The following is a 22,607-nucleotide window of genomic DNA, read 5'->3' on the forward strand; positions in this document are numbered from 1 at the left end:
TACCGCCACCGCCAACCCTCCACACCGAGAGGCTCTCCCATGGACCGAGCCAAGTTCCTGCCCACGTCACTTCCAAGCCGCCGGCGCCTGCTGCAGAGTGCGGCCCTCGCCACGCTCTCCACGGCGTTACTGCCCACCACCCGGGCGGGCGCGAAGCCTCAGGGGATCGACTACCCGCCGTCCGAGTGGTCGCCTGCGAGCACGTCCAACTACACGGTCGCCAACCGCCCGACGAGCCATCCGGTCGACTTCGTGATCATCCACGTGACGCAGGCGACCTACTCGGACACCTTGGCCATCTTCCAGAACCCGAAGAAGAAGGTGTCAGCGCACTACGTCGTCCGGTCGGCCGACGGTCACGTCGCACAGATGGTGCGCGAGCGAGACATCGCCTGGCACGCGGGCAACTGGGACTACAACACCCGCAGCATCGGCATCGAGCACGAGGGCTGGGTGGACAAGCCCGCGTACTTCACCAATGCAATGTACGAGGAGTCGGCGAAGCTCACCGCGGCGATCTGCACCAAGTACCGGATCCCCAAGGACCGTTCGCACATCCTCGCTCACTACGAGGTGCCGGGCAGCGACCACACCGATCCCGGCCCGCACTGGGACTGGACGCGCTACATCAGACTGGTCAACTTCGCCTGACCAGCGGTCCGTCGGAAGAAACTCGAAGGAAAGCCGAAACAGAGCCGAAGGGGGGTCGAAAAAGGGGAGCATCGGTAGCCACCACGGCTTGTGGTGGGGGCGGGACTCGGTGTGGCCGCGGTACTTGTCCGCATCCGCCACCGGAGTGACGATGTCCCCAGCCGCACAGCCTTCCGGGGAGGCCGATTTGACCGATCCATGGGTGGCCCTGGAACCGGGTGCCGACCCCGTCGAACGGGTGCGCGTTCTGCGCCGCGCCCACGAGACGTTCACGGAGGCGGGCACGGTCCCGCGGCCGGTACGGTCCGTGGTGGCCGATTCGTGGCGGCGTTCAGCACGGGCGGGGGTGGGGCCGGACGGCTCCGCGTGTGTGGAGCTCACCGACGGGGACCTCGGGTCGTATCGGGCGGAGCACCCACTGGCGCGGGTCATGCCACTGTTCCGTGAACTCATGGGGACATTCGCTGCGGACGGCGAACATCTCCTCGCGGTGTGCGACGCGCAGGGCAGGCTCCTGTGGGTCGAGGGCCATCCCCGGACACGGCAGAAGGCCGACGGGATGAACTTCGTGCCGGGTGCGCGGTGGGCGGAGTCGGCGGTGGGCACGAACGCTCCGGGTACGGCGGTCGCGCTGGACCGGCCGGTGCAGGTGTTCGCGGCGGAGCACTTCATCCGGCGCGTCCAGCCGTGGACGTGCGCGGCGGCTCCGGTGCACGATCCGCGTACCGGACGGCTGCTCGGAGCGGTGGACATCACCGGCGGGGACGGGCTGGCGCATCCGCACAGTCTGGGTTTCGTGCAGGCCGTGGCCCGTGCCGCGGAGTCCCAGCTGGCGCTGCTCACCCCCGCCCCGACCACGACCGACGTGCTCGAACTGACCGCTCTGGGCCGGGACGAGGCGCTGCTCGTCGCGGGCGGCAGCAAGGTGCGCCTGAGCCGCAGGCACAGCGAGATCCTGGTGCTGCTGTCCCGGCACCCCGAGGGGCTGACCGGCGACGAGTTGCTGTGCGCGCTGTACGAGGACGAGTCGGTGACGCCGGTGACGTTGCGCGCGGAGCTGGCCCGCCTGCGCCGCCTCCTCGGGGCGGGTGTGCTCGGTTCGCGGCCGTATCGGCTCACGGTTCCGGTCGAGTCCGACGTCGAGGTGGTGGAGCGCAAGCTCGGCGTCGGTGCGGTCACGGCGGCGGTGGCGGCGTATATCGGGCCCTTGCTGCCCGGTTCACAGGCTCCGGCGGTGGTGCGGCTGCGCCGTCGGCTCGCCGACGGACTGCGCGCGGCGCTCGTCTCCGGCCGCGACCCGGATCTGCTGGCGGACTGGGCGCACGCGCCGTGGGGCGAGGACGACCTCGACGCGTGGCGGGCGCTGGCGGCGATACGTCCGACGCCTCCGGTACGGGCACGCTTGGAGGAGTTGGAGGCCGAGCAGTCCGCGAACCGTGGTCGGACTCCGCGCGCTCCGCGCTGAGTCCGACCACGCCGACGGCCACGAGGCGCGCTCACGCCGACGGCAACAACGGGGCGCTCTCCGGCCTGGCCCCAACCTCATATCCACACGCCCACGCCCCACACCGACGCCCGCACCGCACCACGGACGCCGGACCCCGGGCCGGACCCCGCACCCCGCACCCCGCACCCCGCACCCCGCAAGCCTTGGCCCACGAGCCTCAATCCACAAACCGCAACACAACCCACGACGACCCACAACCCCGACGCCAGGCCGGCGGCGGCGCAACGTACCTGCAACCTCTCCGCACCTACCCTCGCGCCGAGAGCCGTCCAACGGCGGGCGGTCCTTCCACGGGAGGCAGAGCACATGACCCGTTACGCGGCGCCCGGCACCGAGGGCGCGATCGTCTCCTACCAGGCGCGGTACGACCACTTCATCGGCGGCGAGTACATGCCGCCGGCCCGCGGGCAGTACTTCGAGAACCCGAGTCCGGTGAACGGGCAGCCGTTCACGGAGATCGCGCGGGGCACGGCGGAGGACGTGGACCGCGCGCTCGACGCGGCGCACGCGGCCGCGCCCGCCTGGGGCCGTACGTCGGTGACCGCGCGCGCCGACATACTCCTCAAGGTCGCCGACCGGATGGAGGCGAACCTGGAGAAGCTCGCGGTCGCGGAGAGCTGGGAGAACGGCAAGCCGATCCGCGAGACGCTGGCCGCCGACATCCCTCTCGCCATCGACCACTTCCGCTACTTCGCGGGGGCGATCCGCGCCCAGGAGGGCTCGCTCGGCGAGGTCGACGACGACACCGTGGCGTACCACTTCCACGAGCCGCTGGGGGTCGTGGCGCAGATCATCCCGTGGAACTTCCCGATCCTGATGGCGGTGTGGAAGCTGGCCCCGGCACTCGCCGCGGGCAACGCGGTCGTCATCAAGCCCGCCGAGCAGACCCCGGCATCGATCCACTACTGGATGAGCCTGGTCTCGGATCTGCTGCCGCCGGGCGTGGTGAACATCGTCAACGGGTTCGGGGTCGAGGCGGGCAAGCCTCTGGCGTCCAGCGCGCGCGTGGCGAAGGTCGCCTTCACGGGCGAGACCACGACGGGGCGGCTGATCATGCAGTACGCCTCCGAGAACATCAAGCCGGTCACGCTCGAACTCGGCGGGAAGTCGCCGAACATCTTCTTCGACGACGTATGGGCGCGGGACGACGACTTCCGGGACAAGGCGCTCGAAGGCTTCACGATGTTCGCGCTGAACCAGGGCGAGGTGTGCACCTGCCCGTCCCGCGCGCTCGTCCAGCAGGGCCACTACAGCGAGTTCCTCGACGCGGCGGTCGCCCGTACCGAGCAGATCAAGCCCGGCCATCCGCTCGACACCGACACGATGATCGGCGCCCAGGCCTCCAACGACCAGCTGGAGAAGATCCTTTCCTACCTGGACATCGGCCAGCAGGAGGGCGCCAAGGTCCTGACGGGCGGTCACCGCATCGAGTACGACGGTGAGTTGGCGGGCGGCTACTACGTCCAGCCGACGATCTTCCAGGGCGACAACCGGATGCGGATCTTCCAGGAGGAGATCTTCGGGCCGGTCGTGTCGGTCACGTCGTTCGCGGACTTCGACGACGCCATCAAGATCGCCAACGACACGCTGTACGGGCTCGGGGCCGGCGTGTGGACACGGGACATCAACACGGCGTACCGCGCGGGCCGAGCGATTCAGGCGGGCCGGGTGTGGACCAACTGCTACCACGCGTATCCGGCGCACGCGGCGTTCGGCGGCTACAAGCAGTCCGGTATCGGCCGTGAGAACCACAAGATGATGCTGGAGCACTACCAGCAGACGAAGAACCTCCTCGTGTCCTATTCACCGAAGAAGCTGGGCTTCTTCTAGGAGCAGGCAGGAACAGAGAAAAGGGCGCCCGCCCAGGCCAAACGCCTGGCGGGTGCCCTTTGTGGCGCACAGCCGCACAGCGGGTCGGGAACGGCGGCGCAGCCGCGACGGCTGCCAGGAGCGCGAGTAGGCGACAGGTACCACCTGGGGCCGTGCGGCGAGGGTGGCCCGGTGGCTGTTCCGTGCGCACGCAGGGTCACTGGATTGCGGGAGCGCCAACGCGGGGCGAACGGCGGGCGTGCGAACCCCCGCGGGCGGACGAAGCCTGGCCGGAAGCCGTAACTCGCTTCCTTCACAGCTTACTTCATGTCTTGACGAAAGCGGTCCAGACCTTTAGGTTCACGCCTCAGCATCGCACCATGTGACACATCCAGCGTTCACAAGGTGAACGGTGCCCCGGTTGATCATCCCCCCACGAAGGGCCCCTGCGAGCATGCCCAGATCTCTCTCCACAGTTGTCTCCCTCGCCGTTCTCTCCCTCGCGACCGGCCTCCTCACCGCGTCCCCCGCGCAGGCGGCCACCGGCACCATCACCGGCCTCGCCGGTAAGTGCCTGGACGTCGCCGGGGCGAACTCCGCCGACGGCACGGCCGTCCAGCTCTACGACTGCAACGGCACCGCCGCCCAGCAGTGGACGGTCGGCAGCGACGGCACCGTCCGCGCCCTCGGCAAGTGCCTCGACGTCACGGGCGGTTCGACGGCCGACGGCGCCACGGTGCAGCTCTGGAGCTGTACCGGCTCCGCCAACCAGAAGTGGACCGCCACCGCCGCGAAAGACCTCGTGAACCCGCAGGCGAACAAGTGCCTGGACGTCACCGGCAACAACTCCGCCAACGGCACCCGCATACAGATCTGGAGCTGCGGAGGCGGCGCCAACCAGAAGTGGAACGCGCCCGCCCCCGGTGACGGCACCACCCCGTCCACGCCGATGGCCGTGGCCCCGTACCTCTACAACGGCTGGGGCAGCCCGCCGAACCCCACCACGGTCACCAACGCCACCGGCGTCAAGTACTTCACCCTCGCCTTCGTGCTCAGCAACGGCTACTGCAACCCCCAGTGGGACGGCGGCCGGGCGCTGACCGGCGGCGTCGACCAGCAGACGATCAACACCGTGCGGGCGAACGGCGGCGACGTCGTCCCGTCCTTCGGCGGCTGGAGCGGCAACAAGCTGGAGAGCTCCTGCTCCACCGCGAGCGAACTCGCCGCCGCGTACCAGAGGGTCATCAGCGCGTACGGGCTCAAGGCCATCGACATCGACCTCGAAGCCGACGCCTACAACAGCCCGACCGTGCAGCAGCGCACCGTGGACGCCCTGAAGACCGTGAAAGCCAACAACGCAGGTCTGAAGGTCTACGTCACCATCGGCACCGGCCAGAGCGGGCCCGACACCAGCCTGATCAACCGGGCCGCCGCCTCCGGTCTGACCGTGGACGCCTGGACGATCATGCCGTTCAACTTCGGCGGCGTGGGCCAGAACATGGGCAACCTCAGTACGCAGGCCGCCGAAGGCCTCAAGAACGCGCTGAGGAACGCCTACGGCTACAGCGACGACCAGGCCTACCGCCTCATGGGCATCTCGTCGATGAACGGCATCACCGACCAGAACGAGACCATCACGGTGAACGACTTCCGGACGATGCTCGCCTACGCCCAGCAACACCACCTGGCCCGGCTGACCTTCTGGTCCGTCAACCGCGACCGTCCGTGCACCGGCGGCCCCGCCGACAGCTGCTCCGGTGTGGGCCAGTCCGCCTGGGACTACACCCGCGTCCTCGCCGCGTACACCGGCTGACCCGGCCGCCGCGTACACCGGCTGATCCAGCCCAACCCCCAACCCCCCACCGTTCGCCGAAGTCTTCGGCAAGGAGAATCCGTGTTCACACACCTCCCGGGCGCGCTCAAGCGCCGCCGCAGATCCACTGCCGCCGCGCTGGTCACCGCGGCCGTCGCTTCCCTGCTCACCTCCGCACCCGCACCCGCGAGTGCGGCGGCGAGCGCCGCCGCCGCGCTGCCCACCGGCTTCGCCACCGTCATGAACGCCGCGAGCGGCAGATGTCTGGACGCCAGGTCCGCCGCCAGCGCCAACGGCACCGTCGTCCAGCAGTACGCGTGCAACAGCTCGACGGCCCAGCAGTGGAGCTTGACCGCGACCAGCGACGGCTACGTCCGTATCAACAACGGCAACAACACCGGCCAGGTCGTTGACGTCGCCGACACGTCCGTGGCCGACAACGCGCCCGTCCATCTGTGGGCCTACGGCGGCGGCACCAATCAGCAGTGGCTGCCGGTCGACGAGGGCGGCGGCGCCTACCACTTCGTGAACCGCAACAGCGGCAAGTGCCTGGACGACCCCGGCGCCTCGACCGCGGACAGCGTGCAGTTCGTGCAGTACACCTGCAACGGCAGTGCCGCCCAGCGCTTCCAGGTGGTCCCCGTGACCCAGTCCGGCACGAATCCGGACCTCGGCCCGAACGTCGCCGTCTTCGACCCGTCGATGTCGTCGTCGACGATCCAGACCAGGCTGAACTCGATCTTCCAGCAGCAGGAGACGAACCAGTTCGGCTCCCAGCGCCACGCCGTCCTGTTCAAGCCGGGCTCCTACAACGCCGACGTCAACGTCGGCTTCTACACCCAGGTCGCGGGTCTGGGTCTGACCCCGGACGCTGTCACGGTCAACGGCGCGGTGCATGCCGAGGCCGACTGGTTCCAGGGCAACGCGACGCAGAACTTCTGGCGCGGCGCCGAGAACCTGTCCGTCAACCCGACCGGCGGCACGGACCGTTGGGCGGTCTCGCAGGCGTCTTCGTACCGCCGGATGCACCTGCGCGGCAACGTCGCCCTCGACGACAACGGCTGGTCCAGCGGCGGTCTGCTCGCCGACACCAAGATCGACGGTCAGGTCAACTCCGGCAGCCAGCAGCAGTGGCTGACCCGCAACTCCCAGCTCGGCAGCTGGACCGGCTCCAACTGGAACATGGTCTTCGTCGGCAGCCAGGGCGTCCCGGCCACCAGCTTCCCCAGCCCGCCGTACACCACGGTCGCGCAGAGCCCGGTCAGCCGGGAGAAGCCGTCCCTGTACATCGACGGCAACGGCGCCTACCAGGTCTTCGTGCCGTCCGTACGGTCCAACTCCACCGGCACCAGCTGGGCGAACGGAACCCCGTCCGGCAGCTCGCTGTCTCTTGACACCTTCTACATCGTGAAGCCGGGTGCGACCGCCGCGGACATCAACGCGGCGCTGGCGGCGGGCAAGAACCTCCTGGTCACCCCGGGTGTCTACCACCTCAACCAGACGCTCCAGGTGAACCGCGCCAACACCGTCGTCCTCGGTCTGGGACTCGCCACGTTCATCCCGGACAACGGTGTCACCGCGATGAAGGTCGCCGACGTCGACGGCGTGAAGGTCGCGGGCGTCCTCTTCGACGCGGGCACCACCAACTCGCCCACGCTGATGGAGGTCGGCCCGACGGGCTCGTCCGCCGCGCACACCGCGAACCCGACGTCCCTGCACGACGTGTACTTCCGCGTCGGCGGCGCCGCCGTCGGCAAGGCGACCACCAGTCTGGTGATCAACAGCGACAACGTCATCGCCGACCACACCTGGATCTGGCGCGCCGACCACGGCAGCGGCGTCGGCTGGAACACCAACACCGCCGACACCGGCCTGATCGTCAACGGCGACAACGTCACCGCGTACGGCCTGTTCGTCGAGCACTACCAGAAGCACCAGACGATCTGGAACGGCAACGGCGGGCGGACGTACTTCTACCAGAACGAGATGCCGTACGACCCACCGAACCAGGCGGCCTGGATGAACGGCTCCACTCAGGGCTACGCCGCCTACAAGGTCGCCGACTCCGTCACCAGCCACCAGGTGTACGGCTTCGGCAGCTACTGCTACTTCAACGTGAACCCGGGCGTCGCAGCCGAGCGGGCCATCGAGACGCCGAACAACTCCAATGTGCGCTTCACCAGCATGGTGACCGTCTCGCTCGGCGGAGTGGGCACCATCCGGCACGTCGTCAACGGCACGGGCGGACCGTCCAACTCCACGACCAACGTGGCCAATCTGACCAGCTACCCCTAAGGCACACCAGCTCCGCCGACGGCCGTCCCCTCGCTCGGGGGACGGCCGTTCCACCCCCTACACCCAAGGAGCGTCCTCAACCATGCGCAGACCCCGTTTCCTCGGCCGCTTCGCGGTCCTCACCGCGCTGTTGGCGGTCCTCACCGCCCTGCTCACCGTGACGCCGGCCCAGGCCGCCAGCGGCTCGATCACCGGGCTCGCCGGCAAGTGCGTCGACGTCGCGGGCGCGAGCAGCGCCAACGGCACCGCCGTACAGCTCTACGACTGCAACGGGTCGGGCGCCCAGATCTGGTCCAACCCGGGTGACGGCACCCTGCGCGCGCTCGGCAAGTGTCTGGACATCGTCGACCGCAGCACCGCGGACGGCGCGGCGGTCCAGCTGTGGGACTGCTCCGGCGGCTCCAACCAGCAGTGGGTGGTCAGCGGCGCGAGGGACATCGTCAACCCGGCCGCGAACAAGTGCCTGGACGTCACCGGCAACAACAGCGCCAACGCCACCCGGCTGCAGATCTGGACCTGCTCGGGCGGCGCGAACCAGAAGTGGAACGCGCCCGCGAGCGGTGGCGGCGGCACCCCGTCCGGATTCGTCGTCACCGAGGGCCAGTTCAACCAGATGTTCCCGGGCCGGAATTCCTTCTACACGTACAGCGGCCTGACCGCCGCGCTGAGCGCCTACCCCGGATTCGCGAACACCGGCAGCGACACGGTGAAGAAGCAGGAGGCCGCCGCCTTCCTCGCCAACGTCAATCACGAGACCGGCGGGCTGGTCCACATCGTCGAGCAGAACACCGCCAACTACCCCCACTACTGCGACTGGGGCCAGCCGTACGGCTGCCCGGCCGGCCAGGCCGCCTACTACGGGCGCGGACCGATCCAGCTCAGCTGGAACTTCAACTACAAGGCCGCCGGCGACGCGCTCGGCATCGACCTCCTGGGCAACCCCTGGCTCGTGCAGAACGACGCCGCCGTGGCCTGGAAGACCGGCCTCTGGTACTGGAACACGCAGAACGGCCCCGGCACCATGACCCCGCACAACGCCATGGTCAACCAGGCCGGCTTCGGCCAGACGATCCGCTCCATCAACGGCTCCCTGGAGTGCGACGGCAAGAACCCGGCGCAGGTGCAGAGCCGCGTGGACGCCTACAACCGCTTCACCTCGATCCTCGGCGTCTCGCCGGGCAGCAACCTCTACTGCTGACGCCGGCCGCTCAGCTCAACCAGGAGTCCCCATGCGCAAGTTGAGATCCCTCACCAACGCCCTTCTCGGCACGCTCGGCGCGATGACGCTCGTCGTCGCGATCCCGGCGACCGCCCACGCCAACGTCCTGACCCTGCTGCCGCAGAACGCGAGCGGCCTGGAGCAGACCTACTCCCCCGCCTACGACTACGACGGTGACGGCTGCTACGCCACCGCCGCCATCGGCGCCGACGGCATCATCAACCCCGGCCTGAAGCTCGGCGGCGACGTCAACGGCAAGTGCCACGACCCCGCCCAGCTGAACAACGCCAACACCTACTCGCGCGAGAAGTGCAACAACGGCTGGTGCGCGGTGATGTACGCCAGCTACTTCGAGAAGGACCAGGTGACCCTCGGCCCGGCGGCCATCGGGCACACCCACGACTGGGAACACGTCATCGTGTGGATCAACAACAACGAGGTCAAGTACGTCTCGGCGTCCCAGCACAGCGGCTACCAGACGCTCGCACGGTCGGAGATCCGCTTCGACGGCACCCACCCGAAGATCGTGTATCACAAGGACGGAATCGGGAGCCACTGCTTCCGCTTCGCCAACGGCAACGACGAGCCGGCGGAGAACGCCACGGGCAACTGGTTCTACCCGCGGCTCGTCGGCTGGGACGGTTACCCGGCCGGTTACCGCGACAAGCTCAGCAGCGCCGACTTCGGCTCGGCCACCTTCAAGATCGACGACGGCGACTTCCAGTGGGCTCTCGACTACACGAGCCCGGCCGGAATCCCCTTCGACCCGTACGCCTGACACTCCGTCTCGGGGCGTCGTCCCTCCGAGGTCGGCAACGGTCCGCCGAAAGGCCCCCGCAGGCTCTTGCCTGCGGGGGCTCTCCTTTCGCGGGCGGGGTGGTCGGCTCCGGCCATCTCACCGCTTCCTTCAGGCGGTGAGGACTTCCAGTGCGGCGGCGTGCACACCCGGTGCGGCGGCGAGGAAGCTCCCGCCGGCCAGTTCCCACGGTTTGCCGTCGATGTCGGTCACGACGCCTCCGGCCTCCTGGACCAGCAGCACACCTGCCGCGTGGGACCGGACGTTGTCGAACTGCCAGTGCAGGTCCATCCGGCCCGCGGCGACCTGGGCGAGCTGGTGGGTCACCGGTACGGAGACCCGCACATAAAGGGCGGCGTTCGTCATCACGGTGAAGGCGGAGCCCATCCGCTCCGCGAGTTCGGGGTCGTGACCCGGCTGGGCCTGGCCGGTGCCGGCCAGTGCGCCGTCCAACGACGTCTTGACCGAAACCCGCAGCCGTGCGCCGTTGAGGAACGCCCCGCCGCCCTCGGTCGCGGTGAACATCTCGTCCAGGACCGGGAAGTAGACCACCGCCAGCACCGGGCGGCCGTCACGGACGAGGCTCACGCCGATGTTCCAGTCGGGCATGCCGTGCACGGCGTTGACGTTGCCGCCGACCGGGTCGATGAGCCACCACTCGCCCGAGGCCAGCGGTCCCGATCCGTGTTCGTCGTTGAGCCAGCCCGCGCTCGGCAGGGCCTCGGTCAACGCCGGTCGCAGCGTGTCGACGACGGCCGCGTCATTGGCCTGGAGGTCCGCGAGCAGTTCGGGGAGCCCGGGCGGACGGGACTCGGTGGAATAGCGCGTCATCATCCGGGCACCGGCGTGGCGGACGGCGGCGACGGCGGCAAGCAGTTCCTGGTTCATGGATGCCCCTGGAGTTGAGTTGATCGAAGTGAATCTATGACTTGTTAAGATTTACTTTCATGCAACTGGACTTGAATCTGCTGACCGTGCTGGACGCCCTGCTCGAAGAGGGCAGCGTGATGGGCGCAGCCGAGCGGCTGCACCTGTCCTCGCCCGCGGTCAGCCGCACCCTCGGCCGGCTTCGCGCCGTCACCGGGGACGACATCCTGGTGCGCACCGGCCACTCGATGGCCCCCACTCCGTACGCGGTGTCGGTGCGGGAGGACGTGCACCGACTGGTCAGGCAGGCCCACGAAGTGCTCTCGCCGGTCCGCGAGTTGGACCTGGCCGAGCTGAATCGCACCTTCACGATCCAGTGTCACGACGCGGTGGCCGCGTCACTGGTACCGGTACTGATCGGGAGGGTTCAACAGCGGGCTTCCGGGGTGCAGTTGCGGGTGCTGGCGGAGAACTCCGTCGACACCGACGACCTGCGGCACGGCCGCGTCGATCTGGAACTCGGTGGCGGCAGGCCCGGTCTGCCCGAGTTCCGGTCCGAGCCGCTCGGCGACGACCGGCTCGTCGTGGCGATGCGTGCGGACCACCCTTGTGCCGCCGGACTCGACCTGGCCTCCTACGCGGCGCAGCCGCATGTGGTGATCTCCCGGCGAGGCCGCCTCACCGCGTCGATCGACGACGTGCTGGCCGCCGAAGGTCTGCGGCGCCGGGTGGTCGCCGCGGTGGCGACGGTGTCCACCGCCCTGCAGATCGCCGCCCGCGGCGACGCGCTGGTCACCTGCACGGCGATCCTCGGCCGCCCCCTCATCGAGGCGTTCGGGCTCGTCGCCCGGCCGCTGCCGATCGAGTACCCGGCGGCGACGATCAACTGCAACTGGCACCAGCGTTACGACTCCGACCCCGCCCACGCCTGGCTCCGCGAGCAGGTCCGGGCGTCGGCCGAGGAGATCACCGCCTGCTGACCGCTGCGCCTACTCCGCCAATGGCAGGGCCACCGCACCGGGAAAACCAGGTGCCTCGGCTTCGTCGAGCATCGCCGCGGCGACGGTTTCCCGGCTGACCTTCGCACCGAGGTCGAAGGGAGGCGCCGCTTCCAGGCCGACCGTGCGCCGACGGGGGCTTTCCGGCCCGTCGGCGAGCATCCCGGCGTGGAAGACGGTGCCCCCGGCGGCGAGAACGGTGTTGTCGGCTTCGACCTTGTCCGCGAGCCGGTCGCCCAGCACCTTGGCGAGTACGCCCGCACCCTCCCCCGCCGCTTCGGCCGACTTGCCCGTGCCGTAGGCACCGAGCCAGATGACGCGCCGCGGTCCGGCGGCGACGACGGCCCGGGCGCCGGTCAGGAGAACCCCGGCCCGGTCCGTGCCGAGCGCGGAAAGGACCACGGAATCCCCGTCCACGACCGCGGCGATACCGGCCGCGTCGTTCACGTCGCCCGCCACCTTGCGCAGGTTCGGGGAGTCGGGCAGGGCGATCTTCTCGGGATCACGCGCGATGGCGGTCACGGTGTGACCACGTCGCAGCGCCTGTCGGGTGAGGGCAATTCCGGTCTGGCCGGAGGCCGCGAGGACAGTGAGGTTCATGCCGGGAACGTTAGGGAAGCCTCCACTTAACATCAAGTGCATACATCTGACTTGATGAGTTACCCAGACGCAATTGATCCGGCGGAGGGCAGAGCGCGCCGACCGGGAGCCAGTCCGTACTCGGGATGACCCGATCGCCGCCGCGCCGGCGCCCCGGACCGGCTTGGCTCAGCCCGGCGCGTCCATCAGGGCGGTGACGTAGGCATCCAGCCGCTTCTCCACGACTTGCGTCGTCAGTTCCGTCCTCCCTGCCTCCCGCCACGGCTGCGACACCAACTGCACTTCTTCTGAGAACGCCAGCCCGTCTCGCACCCGCCAGTACAGCCGCTCGCTCGCAGCCGCGGCCGGCACCCCGCCGGCCTCCTCGTACGCCTCAGCGAACCGCAGACCCCACGCCGGGCCCCAGGAGGTTGCCACCCAGTCGACGACGCCGGTGATCCGAGCGCCTTCCGGCCATGCGGGCGGCACGTCGGACAGCACATTGCCGGGGTGGAAGTCCCGGTGCAGGAACCGCCCTTCATATGGCGGCACGGACCCTCGGATCACGTCGATCGGCGCGGCCCATGCCGCCACGTCCGCGCCCTTCGGAGTCACGACGGTGTCTGCGGTCGCCAACGTCACGTACTCCCGGGGCCGCTCGGCGGGTCGCAACGCGTGGATCGCCACGAGTTGACGGGCCAGCAGAGGGACGCGCGTCTCCAGTCCCTCGTCGTCGAGGACGGTCCGGCCCGCCAGATGGGTCATGAGGAGCGACGGATACTCGCACTGCGCGGCGGTCGGATCGACCGCGACCAGTCCAGGAGTCGGCACGCCGGTCCCCGTGAGCAGGGTCAGCGCGCCGGCCTCCCCGTTCAGCCAGTCCTGGGCCTGCTCCACGTCGACGAAGGTCCGCAGCACCAGGTCGCGGGTGCCTCCGTCCCGCGTGCCGATGGTCAGCCGCCGTGTTTCGGCGGTGATGCCACCGTGCAGCGCCTCGGTTCCGATGATCCGTTCACCCGCCCCCAGGTGCCGGCCGACCCAAGCCAGGGTCAACGGTCGGACAGCCGCCGCCCCATCGTGGTCGGGCACCATGCCACCCCACCATCCGGACGGCGGCGCACGCAAAGGCCTTTCGTCGGAGTCGGCCGAGTCCACCCGCGACCGGACCCGGACACCATGGACGCACCCGGACGCCATGGACACACCCCCGCCCCGCCGCAAGCCTCCCCCGCCGCTACAACCGCTACAGCACTCTCCCGAGCCGTTCCGCGCCCGGCCCCGAGACGGCCGGCAGTCCCGCAGCTCGGCCCGTCGCCAGGAGGAGCAGGTCGCATACCGGGCCCCGGGCCTCGTCCTGGCCATCGCCCCTCGACCAGTTCGCGTCGGTGGCCACCAGCCGTACGCCCCGCAGACGCTTGCGGGCGCCGTAGAACGGGCTGGCCAGGACGTGCTCCAGGGCCGCGATCGTCTGCTCCTGAGGAGTGGGGCGCACGCGGCCCAGCGGTCGTGCGATGTCCTGGCCGTGGACCAGGACATCGACCAGCGGATCCAACGGCGCGGACAGGGGCGCGCGCCGGGTCGAGGCCGCCGTGTCGCGGAACTGCGCGATGAGTTCCGCGGGACCGAAGTCGGCCGCCCGCCGCCGCGCCGCGTCGAACTCCATCCGCTCCCAGTCGCCCCGCGCCCGGACCATCCCCTTGACCATTCCGAGCAGTGTGGTGCGCGTCGACAGGGTCAGGTGAGCCACCACGTCGTGGACGGTCCAGCCGGTGCAGAGCGATGGCGCTTCCCAGTCGGAGCCTTCCAGATCGTCGAGAAAGTCGGCGAGGCCGAGTCGTTCGGCCTTCGTCCAGGAAAGAACCCGTTCACGGTCCATGGCCGGCTCTCCTCACAGGGGATGCGGGTGATGTCGCCGGTATGACCGGATACCTCGGCCGAACTGATCGACCCTGCCATGTGACCTGGCGCACACATCCCCGACCTCACCCTCGCCCCCACCACCACACGCCCGTTCACACATGAAGACGCTAACAGTGCGCCACCCCATGGATGTTAAGGGCTTGCTGCACACCTCTTGACGCCTTCGACGCCACGGACTCAATAATGAGCGTCCACATATCTAAACCGCGTTTTTCCATGTGGACAAAGTTCGTGGTCGTAGAACAGCCCGGAGGAACAGTGACTGACCCAGGCTCAGTACGCACTCGTTCGACCACCCGCATCCGCCGGGGGCGAACGGCGGGCGCGCTCGCGTCCGTTGGCGTACTGCTCGCCGTCTCGGGATGCTCGGTGGCCGGCGGCGACCCCATCGGCGAGGGCCCCGGCACCCTGCGCGTCGTACTGCCCGAGGAGCCTCCGACGCTTGAGCCCTGCGATGCCTCGCTCACCGCGACGGGCCGGGTGACGCGCGCCAACATCACGGAGGCGCTCACCGAGCGCGACCCGTCCACCGGACGACTGGAACAGGCGCTGGCCACACAGTGGACGCGTAACTCACCCACTTCGTGGACCTTCACCCTGCGCGAGGGGGTCAAGTTCCATGACGACTCTCCGTTCACGGCCGAAGCCGCCGCGTTCTCCATCAAGCGCGCCACGGACTCGGACATCGACTGCAACGTCGACGGATACATCTTCACCGACAGCAAGATCACCGCAAAGGCGGTCGACGACACCACACTTGAGGTCACCACGGCCGAGCCGGACCCGATCCTCCCGCTGCGTCTATCCTTCGTCGAGATCGTGCCGACGAGCACGGATCCCGATTCCAGGGTGCGCGAACCGATAGGCACCGGCCCGTACCGGATCGACGAGTGGAGCCAGGGCCGCTTCCTCCGCCTGAAGCGCTTCTCCGGCTACTGGGGCGAGACCCCCGACTACGCGGCGGCCAAGTACGTCTGGCGCGCGGAGGGCAGCGTACGTGCGGCCATGGTCACCAACAACGAGGCGGATGTGGCGATCGGGCTCGCGCCCGAGGACGGAGCGGGCGACCGGGCGGTCGAGTTCACCACCAACGAGGTCTCGTACCTGCGGATGGACGCCACCAGGGCGCCCCTCGACGATGTCCGGATCCGACGGGCCATCAACTACGCCATCGACAGGGAAGGCCTGGTCACCGCGGTCTTCTCGGGGCGGCCGAGCGGCCAGCTCGTGTCGAAGGGTGTCACCGGATACAACCCACGCGTCAAGCCTTGGCCGTACGACCCGAAGCGCGCCAAGCGGCTGGTGGCCGAGGCCCGCGCCGACGGAGTGCCGACCGACACCACCATCACGATCATCGGCCGCACCGGTATCTACCCGAAGGCCGCCGAGGCGATGGAGGTCGTGCAGGACGGCCTGCTCAAGGCGGGCCTGAAGGTCAAGATCAAGATGCTGGACGTCAACGCCTGGCTGGAGTACCTGCTGCGGCCTTTCCCCAAGGGAATCGGCCCCACGCTCCTCCAGGCACAGCACGGCAACCAGGCGGGAGACGCCGCGTTCACGATGGGACAGATCTACGGCAGCAAAGGCGCCCAGAGCAGTTACGGCACCCCAGAACTGGACGCGCTGACGAAGCAGGCGCAGCTCTCGTCGGGCGGCAAGCGACAGAAGGCCTTCGCTGACGCGTTCGCCCATCAGCACGACGAGGTCGTACGGGACGCCGTGATGGCCAACATGACCGGCATCCTCGCCCTCTCCTCGCACGTCCGCTATCGGCCGGACTCGGCGACCAATGACGAGATGCGGCTCTCCGACATGCGCCGCGCGGACCGAGGAGGGAACTGACCGATGTTCACGATGCTGCGTCGCCGCGCGGTCTCCAGTGTCATTCCTCTGCTGGTCGTGGTCCTGGGAGTGTTCTTCCTGGCCCGGCTCACCGGAGACCCCGCCAATCTGTATCTTCCGCTCAGCGCGACCCCGGAGATGAGGGCCGAGTTCTCCGCCCGCAATGGCTTCGACCAGCCGCTGATCAACCAGTTCGGCGACTACCTGGTCCAGGTCGCCCATCTCGACTTCGGCGAGTCGCTGCGCACCGCCCAGTCGGCGAGCGGGTCGGTCCTGCGGGCCTTCCCCGCCACCCTCCAGCTGGCCGGATGGACGATGCTGCTCGCCATCGTGGGTGCCGTCGTGATCGGCAGCCTGGCGGCCTACCGGCCCAACTCGGCGACCGACCGGGTCGCGAGCTTCCTGTCCTCGACGGCGGCGAGCGTCCCCGACTTCTGGTTCGCCATCATGGGCGTGCTGGTCTTCGCGGTGACGCTGGGCTGGCTGCCCACTTCCGGCACGAGCGGCGCCGCGGCCTGGGTCCTGCCCGTGGCCACACTGCTCATCCGCCCGTTCGGTGTGCTGGTCCAGGTGGTGCGCGGCGCCATGGTCTCCGCGCTCTCCGCCCCGTACGTGAAAGTGGCGCGCAGCAAGGGTGCCAATGAAGTGCGGGTCGTCTTCGGGCACGCCCTGCGCAACGCGGCCGCACCCGCGCTCACCGTCGCGGGCGACCTCGCCGTCGGACTGGTCAACGGCGCCGTCGTCGTCGAGACCATCTTCGGCTGGCCCGGCATCGGCAAGCTCATGATCGACTCGGTTCTGCAACGCGACTTCGCGGTACTGCAGGCCGCCGTGCTGCTGACCGCCCTGGTGATCTTCGCGCTCAACATCCTCGTGGACATCTGCCACGCGGTCCTCGACCCGCGTGTCCGGCAGCGGGCGGCGGCGTGAGTCAAGGAAGTGACATGCTCCAGAAGAACAACGACCAGAGCGACGGTGCCGAGAACGGCGACGTCCCGAAGGACGCGGACGACGGCAGCGGCACGAGTCCCGGAACCGACCAGGTGGTGACGGCTCGGCGGAGGTGGCTCGCCCTGCTCCTCCAGGACCGGTTCGCCTGTGCGGCGGTCCTGATCCTGATCGGCGTCGCGCTGTGCGCCGTACTGGGTCCGCTGCTCATCGGGGACCTGGCGACACGTCAGAACCTGCGCGATCCCGGGCGGTCGCCCTTCAGTCTCGACCACGGCTGGGCCTTCTTCCTCGGCAGCGACTCCCTGGGCCGACCGGTCGCCGCGCGGCTGATAGCCGCGGCCGGGACCACCCTGTCCGTGGCCGTGCCCGCCGTCCTGTGTTCGCTCGTCGTCGGCTCGGTCTGGGGCATGTGGGCGGGCTACCACGGCGGTTGGCGCGAGAACGTGTCCCTGCGGATCGCCGACGTGATCCTCAGCTTCCCGTCGCTGCTGCTGGCCGTGGTCGTGCTGTACGTGTTCTCGCCGAGCGCCTCCGGGATCGTGCTGGTTCTCGCCGTCGCCCGGATCCCCGTGTACCTGCGCACCGCGCGGGCCGAGTCCGCGGAACTGCGCAGTCGCCTGTTCATGGACGCGGCCCGCACCTTCGGCACCAGCAACTGGGCGAGCATCCGGCGCCATGTCGCTCCCACGGTGCTGCCCACCCTGCTCACCGTCGCCGCGCTCGACTTCTGCTTCGTGATGCTGACCGAGTCGTCGCTGAGCTTCCTCGGCATCGGCATCCAGCCGCCGGACGTGAGCTGGGGCCTGATGGTGGCCCAGGGCCGTCAGGAGTTGCAGAGTTCGTGGTGGATCGCGGTCTTCCCCGGGCTCGCCATCGTCGTCACCACCGTGTCGGCGACCGTCCTCGCCGCCTGGGCCCGCCTGGCGACCGACCCGGGCCAACGGTGGCGGCACGGCCTGCGCCGCGGGGGCCGCGGTGGGCTCCGCCGGCCGACCGGGGGGAAGGGGGCCCGTCAGAGTTCGGCCGCCGAGACGGCCGCGGTCGTGGCGGGGGCGGAGCACGGCCCAGCCCCGTCGGGGCCGGAGATCGAGCACGCCCGGGCCGTACCCGAAGCCGCACCTCATCCCCCAGCCCTACCCGAGGCAGAAGCCGAGCCCGCCCCGGCAACGCCGGAATCCGCTCCCGCTCCCGCTCCCGCTCCCGCTCCCGCTCCCGCTCCCGCTCCCGGCGACCGTGCCTCAACCCGAGCCGGCACCCTGACCGTTGACACTCTGACCGTCGACGGCCTGTCGGTCGACATCCGTACCGCCACAGGGCCCGTCCCCGTCGTACGCGGCGTGAGTTTCGCCGTGCGTTCGGGCGAGACGCTGGCTCTGCTGGGCGAGTCCGGGTGCGGCAAGAGCATGACGGCGCACGCGGTCGCCGGGCTACTCGATCCGGCTGCCGAAGTCGTGGGCGGGCAGGCCCTGTTGGAGGGCGAGGACCTGCTCGCGCTCGGCGCACGGGCCAGGCGTCGACTCGCCGGACCTGGCCTCGCCATCGTGTTCCAGGACGCGCTCAGCGCGCTCAACCCCGTCCAGACGGTGGGGGCGCAGCTCGCGGAGCCGTTCCGTATCCACGAGCGGATGTCCCGGCGCGCGGCACGGGCGAAAGCGGTCGAGCTGATGGAACGCGTCGGTATCCCGGAGGCGCGCTCGCGTGCGGGCGCCTACCCGCACCAGTTCTCCGGAGGGATGCGCCAGCGGCTGCTGATCGCGATGGCTGTCGCGCTGCGGCCGAAGGTCCTGCTCGCCGACGAGCCCACCACGGCTCTCGACGTCACCGTGCAGGCCCAGGTCATGGACCTTCTGCTCGAACTGCGGAGCGAGCAGCGGATGGCCCTGGTGCTCATCACCCACGACCTCGGCCTGGTCGCCGAGCACGCGGACCGGGTCGCCGTCATGTACGCGGGTACGGTCGTGGAGACCGGCCCGGTCGCCGAGGTGTTCGGCAAGCCCAACCACCCTTACACGCGGGGCCTGTTGGAGTCGGTACCGGCCGAGCAGCACAAGGGCTCCCGGCTGAACTCCATCCCCGGCAGCCCGCCCGATCCCCGCTCCGTGCCCTCCGGCTGCGCCTTCCGTATGCGGTGTCCCATGGCCCGCGACCTGTGCGCCACACATCGTCCGGTGCTGGAGACGACCGGGGCCGACCGCGCCGCCGCCTGCCACTTCGGGAAGGAACTGGCCGATGCCTGAGCCCGGGACGACACTGCTTGAGGCCACCGGCCTGACGAAGAGCTTCACGGTTCCGCGTACCGCGAAGGGCAGCACCAGGCTGCGCGCGCTCGAAGGGGTCGATCTGCGTCTGGAGCGCGGGGAGACGCTCGGCCTGGTCGGCGAGTCCGGTTGCGGCAAGACCACGCTGGCCCGGGTGCTGCTGATGCTGGAGCGGCCCGACGTGGGCACCGTACGGTTCGACGGAGTGGACCCGTTCTCGTTGTCGGGGTCGAAGTTGCTCGCCTGGCGCCGCAAGGTGCAGATGGTCTTCCAGGACCCGTTCGGCTCGCTCAACCCCCGGCTGTGCGCGGCCGATCTGATCAGCGAGCCGTGGCTCACCCACCGCGATCTCGTGCCCGCCTCGAAGCGCGCGGCACGTGTGGCTGAGCTGCTGGAGATGGTCGGGCTGCGCGCGTCCGACGCACGTCGCCACCCGCAGGAGTTCTCCGGAGGACAACGCCAGCGGATCGGGATCGCCCGCGCCCTGGCGCTGGAGCCCGACGTCATCGTCTGCGACGAGCCCGTCTCCGCACTCGACCTGTCGGTGCAGGCGCAGGTACTCAACCTGCTGGGTGATCTGCGGGACGAGCTGGGGCTGTCGTACGTGTTCATCTCGCACGACCTCTCCGTGGTACGGCATGTCGCCGACCGGGTCGCGGTGATGTACCTCGGCAGGATCGTGGAGACGGGGCCGGCGGAGAAACTGTTCGAGCAGCCGCGGCACCCCTATACCGCAGCGCTCCTGTCGGCTGCCCCCTCCCTGGCAACCGGGGGCGGGACGAAAAGGGAGCGCATCCTGCTCACCGGCGAGATCCCCTCACCGGCCGACCCGCCGTCCGGCTGCCGTTTCAGAACCCGCTGCTGGCGTGCGGAGGACATCTGCGCCGAGACCTCCCCCGCACCGACGCCCGAGGCTGCCCACCACAGGGCGGCCTGCCACTTCCCCCTGGAGGAGGTGACCGCGACCAAGGCAGGCGCGCCCCTCTAGGAGCGCGGGACCGTATCGATATGCGGCTCCGCCGCGTGGGCGCGACCAGCCACGACGCACCCGAGGTGAATCACCACCGCCCAGCGGAGCGCAACCGATCAGCTCGCCGTCCGCCGGATCCGCCCCGCATACCGCGTCTCAAGGTCAAGGTTCCCCTCGAACCCCCCGGGCACGTTGGCCGAGACGTACACAGGCGGTCGCACCCCTGCCGCGAGCAGCAGTGAGGCCGCTTCGGCGACGGCCATCTGGACGAGCATCACGCCGGTCAGCGTGGACAGGGCGCAGACGGAGCCGCCGCCGGGGAGAGGGAGGAGGGCGTCCCCCCGTGGCGCGGCGTTGTCCAGGACGACGTCGGCGATGTCGGCGAGCTTCCGGCCACTGGGGTGGGAGGCGGGGACGGCCCGGGTGTGGCTCAGCGAGGTGATGGCCAGGACGCGGTGACCGCGCTCCTTGGCCCGCAGAGCCATCTCCACGATCACGCTGTTGACGCCCGAGTTGGAGATGATCACGAACAGGTCCTCGGGCCGCGGTTCGGCGAGATCGTAGATCCGCTCGGCGACGCCGGGCTTGCGCTCCAGGAGCGGGTCGTCGAGGACGCTCGGGGCGTCGCCGCCGTACAGGACGAGGTCGGCGATGCTCAGGCGGTTGGTGGGCACGAGCCCCCCGGCGCGTCCGGCGAGTTCCAGGACGAGAGCCTGGGAGTGCCCGGTGCCGAACGCCTGGATCACGCCGTCGGTCCGCACGCAGTGAGCGATCAGCTCGGCGGCGCGCCGCACTTCGCCCTCGGCGCCCTCGGCGGACTGGGCGGACGCGGCGATGCGGTTCAGGGCGTCCAGGCCTTCACGCGCAAACCCGCTGGCGTTCACAGAGTCGACGGTCACGCGGCACTCCCCACCGGTGGATGAAACCACCATCCCTTACGAGCTTACTTGAATGAATAAACCATAGGCCACGAGAGGCGGGCAACGCCCCCTCCACCGGCGCCGTCACCGCACCCCGGGCCCGACCCGGGCCAGAGCCGCATTCGGTCCTGAGATTCAATCTGCGAGATGGTGGGTGGCTGATACATTCTCAGCTGCACAGCAGCAGCCACCACTGAGCTGCACAGCAGGCATCACCGAGCTGCACAGCAAGCACGACCGAGGAGATCGGGTACCCCATGGAACGGACCGGCGCCGGCAACGGAATGCCCCCGACGGACGTCACCTCGCTGATCCGCACCGAGCTGCCCCGGCTGGCCGGCTCGCTCCGGAAGGTGGGCGAGCTGATCCTGGCGGATCCCGCGGCGGTCACCCACTCCTCCGCCGCCGAGCTGGGCCGCCGTACGGGCACGTCACAGGCCACGGTGACCCGCTTCTGCCGTGCCATCGGCCTCGACTCGTACCAGCACCTGCTGATCGAGTTGGCCCAGGAGCGCGGTCGCGGCGAGGTGTCCGACTGGGGCAGTGCGGAGATCGGCCCCGAGATCTCCCCGGACGACGGTCTCGAACGCGTCGTAGCCGTCGTCGGCAGCGCCGACCTGCGCGCGGTCCAGCAGACGATCGACCGGATGGACCTGGACGCGCTGGAGCGCGCGGCCCAGGCCGTCGCCCGTGCCCGCCGCATCGACGTCTACGGCGTCGGCGGCAGCGGCGCCGTCGCCCAGGAGACCGAGACCCGCCTCTTCCGCATCGGCTGCTCGGTGCGGGGCTGGAACGAGGTGCACGGGGCGGCCACCTCCGCCGCGCTGCTCACTCCGGCGGACGTCGCCATCGGCATCTCGCACTCCGGGGCGACCCGCGAGACCATCGAGCCCTTCGAGCTCGCCAAGGAGCGCGGCGCCACCACCGTGGCGCTCACCTCCGACCCGCGCTCACCGCTCGCCCGGGCCGCCGACATCCGGCTGATCTCCGCCACCTCGGAGACCAGCTTCCGCACCGGGAGCATCGGCGGGCGGCACTCCGTACTCGTCCTCATCGACTGCCTGTACGTCCGGGTCGCCCAGCTCTCCTACCAGCGCGCGAGCGCCTCACTGGCGCTGACCGACCACATCACCCCGCAGCACACGGTGAAGAACCGCCGGACCCGCTGACTCCGGCCGCCGATGACTGGCGACGACCGGCGATGCCCGGTGA

The 22,607-nt window shown here is 69.7% G+C and carries 18 protein-coding genes and 1 pseudogene; 14 read left to right on the plus strand and 5 right to left on the minus strand.

The features are described from left to right. The first annotated feature begins 39 nt into the window (after positions 1 to 39). The 7 genes from ACN20J_RS08535 (at position 40) to ACN20J_RS08565 (ending at position 10,072) form a co-directional block, all read left to right on the plus strand. Positions 40 to 651: an N-acetylmuramoyl-L-alanine amidase gene (locus ACN20J_RS08535; protein ID WP_269649418.1), complete on the plus strand. Its 612-nt coding sequence runs from the start codon at positions 40 to 42 to the stop codon at positions 649 to 651. A gap of 151 nt (positions 652 to 802) precedes the next feature. Further along, positions 803 to 2,116, plus strand: coding sequence for a GAF domain-containing protein (locus ACN20J_RS08540; protein ID WP_419665641.1), 1,314 nt, complete (start codon positions 803 to 805; stop codon positions 2,114 to 2,116). A 348-nt stretch (positions 2,117 to 2,464) separates the two neighbouring features. Further along, positions 2,465 to 3,988: an aldehyde dehydrogenase family protein gene (locus tag ACN20J_RS08545; protein ID WP_364184479.1), complete on the plus strand. Its 1,524-nt coding sequence runs from the start codon at positions 2,465 to 2,467 to the stop codon at positions 3,986 to 3,988. Positions 3,989 to 4,421: 433 nt separating this feature from the next. Further along, on the plus strand, positions 4,422 to 5,780 hold the full coding sequence (locus ACN20J_RS08550) for a lectin (RefSeq protein ID WP_190231662.1): 1,359 nt from the start codon (positions 4,422 to 4,424) through the stop codon (positions 5,778 to 5,780). A 138-nt stretch (positions 5,781 to 5,918) separates the two neighbouring features. After that, positions 5,919 to 8,075 (plus strand): RICIN domain-containing protein, encoded by a 2,157-nt coding sequence (locus ACN20J_RS08555; RefSeq protein ID WP_419668857.1) that lies wholly within the window; start codon positions 5,919 to 5,921, stop codon positions 8,073 to 8,075. An 82-nt stretch (positions 8,076 to 8,157) separates the two neighbouring features. Beyond that, positions 8,158 to 9,273: a glycoside hydrolase family 19 protein gene (locus ACN20J_RS08560; protein WP_361992138.1), complete on the plus strand. Its 1,116-nt coding sequence runs from the start codon at positions 8,158 to 8,160 to the stop codon at positions 9,271 to 9,273. A gap of 31 nt (positions 9,274 to 9,304) precedes the next feature. Further along, positions 9,305 to 10,072, plus strand: coding sequence for an NPP1 family protein (locus ACN20J_RS08565; protein WP_419665642.1), 768 nt, complete (start codon positions 9,305 to 9,307; stop codon positions 10,070 to 10,072). Positions 10,073 to 10,201: 129 nt separating this feature from the next. On the opposite strand, the gene ACN20J_RS08570 is transcribed toward ACN20J_RS08565, so the two are convergent. Then, positions 10,202 to 10,978, minus strand: a complete 777-nt coding sequence (locus ACN20J_RS08570; protein ID WP_419665643.1) for an inositol monophosphatase family protein — start codon at positions 10,976 to 10,978, stop codon at positions 10,202 to 10,204. Positions 10,979 to 11,037: 59 nt separating this feature from the next. Between ACN20J_RS08570 and ACN20J_RS08575 the strand changes: the two genes are divergently transcribed. Next, positions 11,038 to 11,937 carry a LysR family transcriptional regulator gene (locus ACN20J_RS08575; protein ID WP_190231667.1) on the plus strand — a complete coding sequence of 300 codons (900 nt, stop codon included), beginning with the start codon at positions 11,038 to 11,040 and terminating at the stop codon, positions 11,935 to 11,937. Positions 11,938 to 11,946: 9 nt separating this feature from the next. Here ACN20J_RS08575 and ACN20J_RS08580 read toward each other — a convergent pair whose 3' ends face one another. The 3 genes from ACN20J_RS08580 to ACN20J_RS08590 all read right to left on the minus strand — a co-directional run bounded on the left by ACN20J_RS08580 (position 11,947) and on the right by ACN20J_RS08590 (position 14,410). Further along, a complete protein-coding gene (locus ACN20J_RS08580) occupies positions 11,947 to 12,555 on the minus strand; it encodes an NAD(P)-dependent oxidoreductase (RefSeq protein ID WP_361908561.1) in 609 nt (202 codons plus the stop codon). A gap of 168 nt (positions 12,556 to 12,723) precedes the next feature. After that, positions 12,724 to 13,626 carry a phosphotransferase family protein gene (locus ACN20J_RS08585; RefSeq protein WP_419665644.1) on the minus strand — a complete coding sequence of 301 codons (903 nt, stop codon included), beginning with the start codon at positions 13,624 to 13,626 and terminating at the stop codon, positions 12,724 to 12,726. A 151-nt stretch (positions 13,627 to 13,777) separates the two neighbouring features. Further along, positions 13,778 to 14,410 (minus strand): maleylpyruvate isomerase family mycothiol-dependent enzyme, encoded by a 633-nt coding sequence (locus ACN20J_RS08590; protein WP_361888977.1) that lies wholly within the window; start codon positions 14,408 to 14,410, stop codon positions 13,778 to 13,780. 302 nt (positions 14,411 to 14,712) lie between these two features. Between ACN20J_RS08590 and ACN20J_RS08595 the strand changes: the two genes are divergently transcribed. The 5 genes and pseudogenes from ACN20J_RS08595 (at position 14,713) to ACN20J_RS08615 (ending at position 20,493) form a co-directional block, all read left to right on the plus strand. Continuing rightward, the gene (locus ACN20J_RS08595; protein WP_419665645.1) at positions 14,713 to 16,296 is read left to right on the plus strand and encodes an ABC transporter substrate-binding protein; all 1,584 of its coding nucleotides are present in this window, start codon (positions 14,713 to 14,715) and stop codon (positions 16,294 to 16,296) included. Between the two features lie 3 nt (positions 16,297 to 16,299). Beyond that, the gene (locus tag ACN20J_RS08600) at positions 16,300 to 17,226 is read left to right on the plus strand and encodes an ABC transporter permease (RefSeq protein ID WP_361888980.1); all 927 of its coding nucleotides are present in this window, start codon (positions 16,300 to 16,302) and stop codon (positions 17,224 to 17,226) included. A gap of 14 nt (positions 17,227 to 17,240) precedes the next feature. Continuing rightward, a pseudogene (locus tag ACN20J_RS08605) lies at positions 17,241 to 18,149 on the plus strand (ABC transporter permease); the annotation flags it as partial. Positions 18,150 to 18,503: 354 nt separating this feature from the next. Beyond that, on the plus strand, positions 18,504 to 19,484 hold the full coding sequence (locus ACN20J_RS08610; protein ID WP_419668858.1) for an ABC transporter ATP-binding protein: 981 nt from the start codon (positions 18,504 to 18,506) through the stop codon (positions 19,482 to 19,484). After that, the gene (locus ACN20J_RS08615) at positions 19,477 to 20,493 is read left to right on the plus strand and encodes an ABC transporter ATP-binding protein (protein ID WP_362295431.1); all 1,017 of its coding nucleotides are present in this window, start codon (positions 19,477 to 19,479) and stop codon (positions 20,491 to 20,493) included. The genes ACN20J_RS08610 and ACN20J_RS08615 overlap by 8 nt, the downstream gene beginning before the upstream one ends. 98 nt (positions 20,494 to 20,591) lie before the next feature. Here the strand turns inward: ACN20J_RS08615 and ACN20J_RS08620 are convergent, their stop codons facing one another. Beyond that, positions 20,592 to 21,374, minus strand: a complete 783-nt coding sequence (locus ACN20J_RS08620) for a sugar isomerase domain-containing protein (RefSeq protein ID WP_189843792.1) — start codon at positions 21,372 to 21,374, stop codon at positions 20,592 to 20,594. Positions 21,375 to 21,679: 305 nt separating this feature from the next. On the opposite strand from ACN20J_RS08620, the gene ACN20J_RS08625 reads away from it, so the two are divergent. Beyond that, complete coding sequence (locus ACN20J_RS08625; RefSeq protein ID WP_361992367.1) at positions 21,680 to 22,564, plus strand: MurR/RpiR family transcriptional regulator; 885 nt, start codon at positions 21,680 to 21,682, stop codon at positions 22,562 to 22,564. Positions 22,565 to 22,607: the final 43 nt, after the last annotated feature.

This window comes from Streptomyces sp. 2-1, assembly GCF_048564895.1.
In the GTDB taxonomy this organism is placed as follows: Bacteria; Actinomycetota; Actinomycetes; order Streptomycetales; family Streptomycetaceae; genus Streptomyces; species Streptomyces phaeochromogenes.

Excerpts from the sequence above, each read along its gene's own strand:
- ACN20J_RS08625 (WP_361992367.1), top strand. The coding sequence starts at position 21,680 with ATGCCCCCGACGGACGTCACCTCGCTGATCCGCACCGAGCTGCCCCGG.
- ACN20J_RS08565 (WP_419665642.1), top strand. The coding sequence starts at position 9,305 with ATGCGCAAGTTGAGATCCCTCACCAACGCCCTTCTCGGCACGCTCGGC.
- ACN20J_RS08535 (WP_269649418.1), top strand. The coding sequence starts at position 40 with ATGGACCGAGCCAAGTTCCTGCCCACGTCACTTCCAAGCCGCCGGCGC.
- ACN20J_RS08600 (WP_361888980.1), top strand. The coding sequence starts at position 16,300 with ATGTTCACGATGCTGCGTCGCCGCGCGGTCTCCAGTGTCATTCCTCTG.
- ACN20J_RS08570 (WP_419665643.1), bottom strand. The coding sequence starts at position 10,978 with ATGAACCAGGAACTGCTTGCCGCCGTCGCCGCCGTCCGCCACGCCGGT.
- ACN20J_RS08560 (WP_361992138.1), top strand. The coding sequence starts at position 8,158 with ATGCGCAGACCCCGTTTCCTCGGCCGCTTCGCGGTCCTCACCGCGCTG.
- ACN20J_RS08575 (WP_190231667.1), top strand. The coding sequence starts at position 11,038 with ATGCAACTGGACTTGAATCTGCTGACCGTGCTGGACGCCCTGCTCGAA.
- ACN20J_RS08550 (WP_190231662.1), top strand. The coding sequence starts at position 4,422 with ATGCCCAGATCTCTCTCCACAGTTGTCTCCCTCGCCGTTCTCTCCCTC.
- ACN20J_RS08540 (WP_419665641.1), top strand. The coding sequence starts at position 803 with ATGTCCCCAGCCGCACAGCCTTCCGGGGAGGCCGATTTGACCGATCCA.
- ACN20J_RS08545 (WP_364184479.1), top strand. The coding sequence starts at position 2,465 with ATGACCCGTTACGCGGCGCCCGGCACCGAGGGCGCGATCGTCTCCTAC.
- ACN20J_RS08615 (WP_362295431.1), top strand. The coding sequence starts at position 19,477 with ATGCCTGAGCCCGGGACGACACTGCTTGAGGCCACCGGCCTGACGAAG.
- ACN20J_RS08580 (WP_361908561.1), bottom strand. The coding sequence starts at position 12,555 with ATGAACCTCACTGTCCTCGCGGCCTCCGGCCAGACCGGAATTGCCCTC.
- ACN20J_RS08590 (WP_361888977.1), bottom strand. The coding sequence starts at position 14,410 with ATGGACCGTGAACGGGTTCTTTCCTGGACGAAGGCCGAACGACTCGGC.
- ACN20J_RS08585 (WP_419665644.1), bottom strand. The coding sequence starts at position 13,626 with ATGGTGCCCGACCACGATGGGGCGGCGGCTGTCCGACCGTTGACCCTG.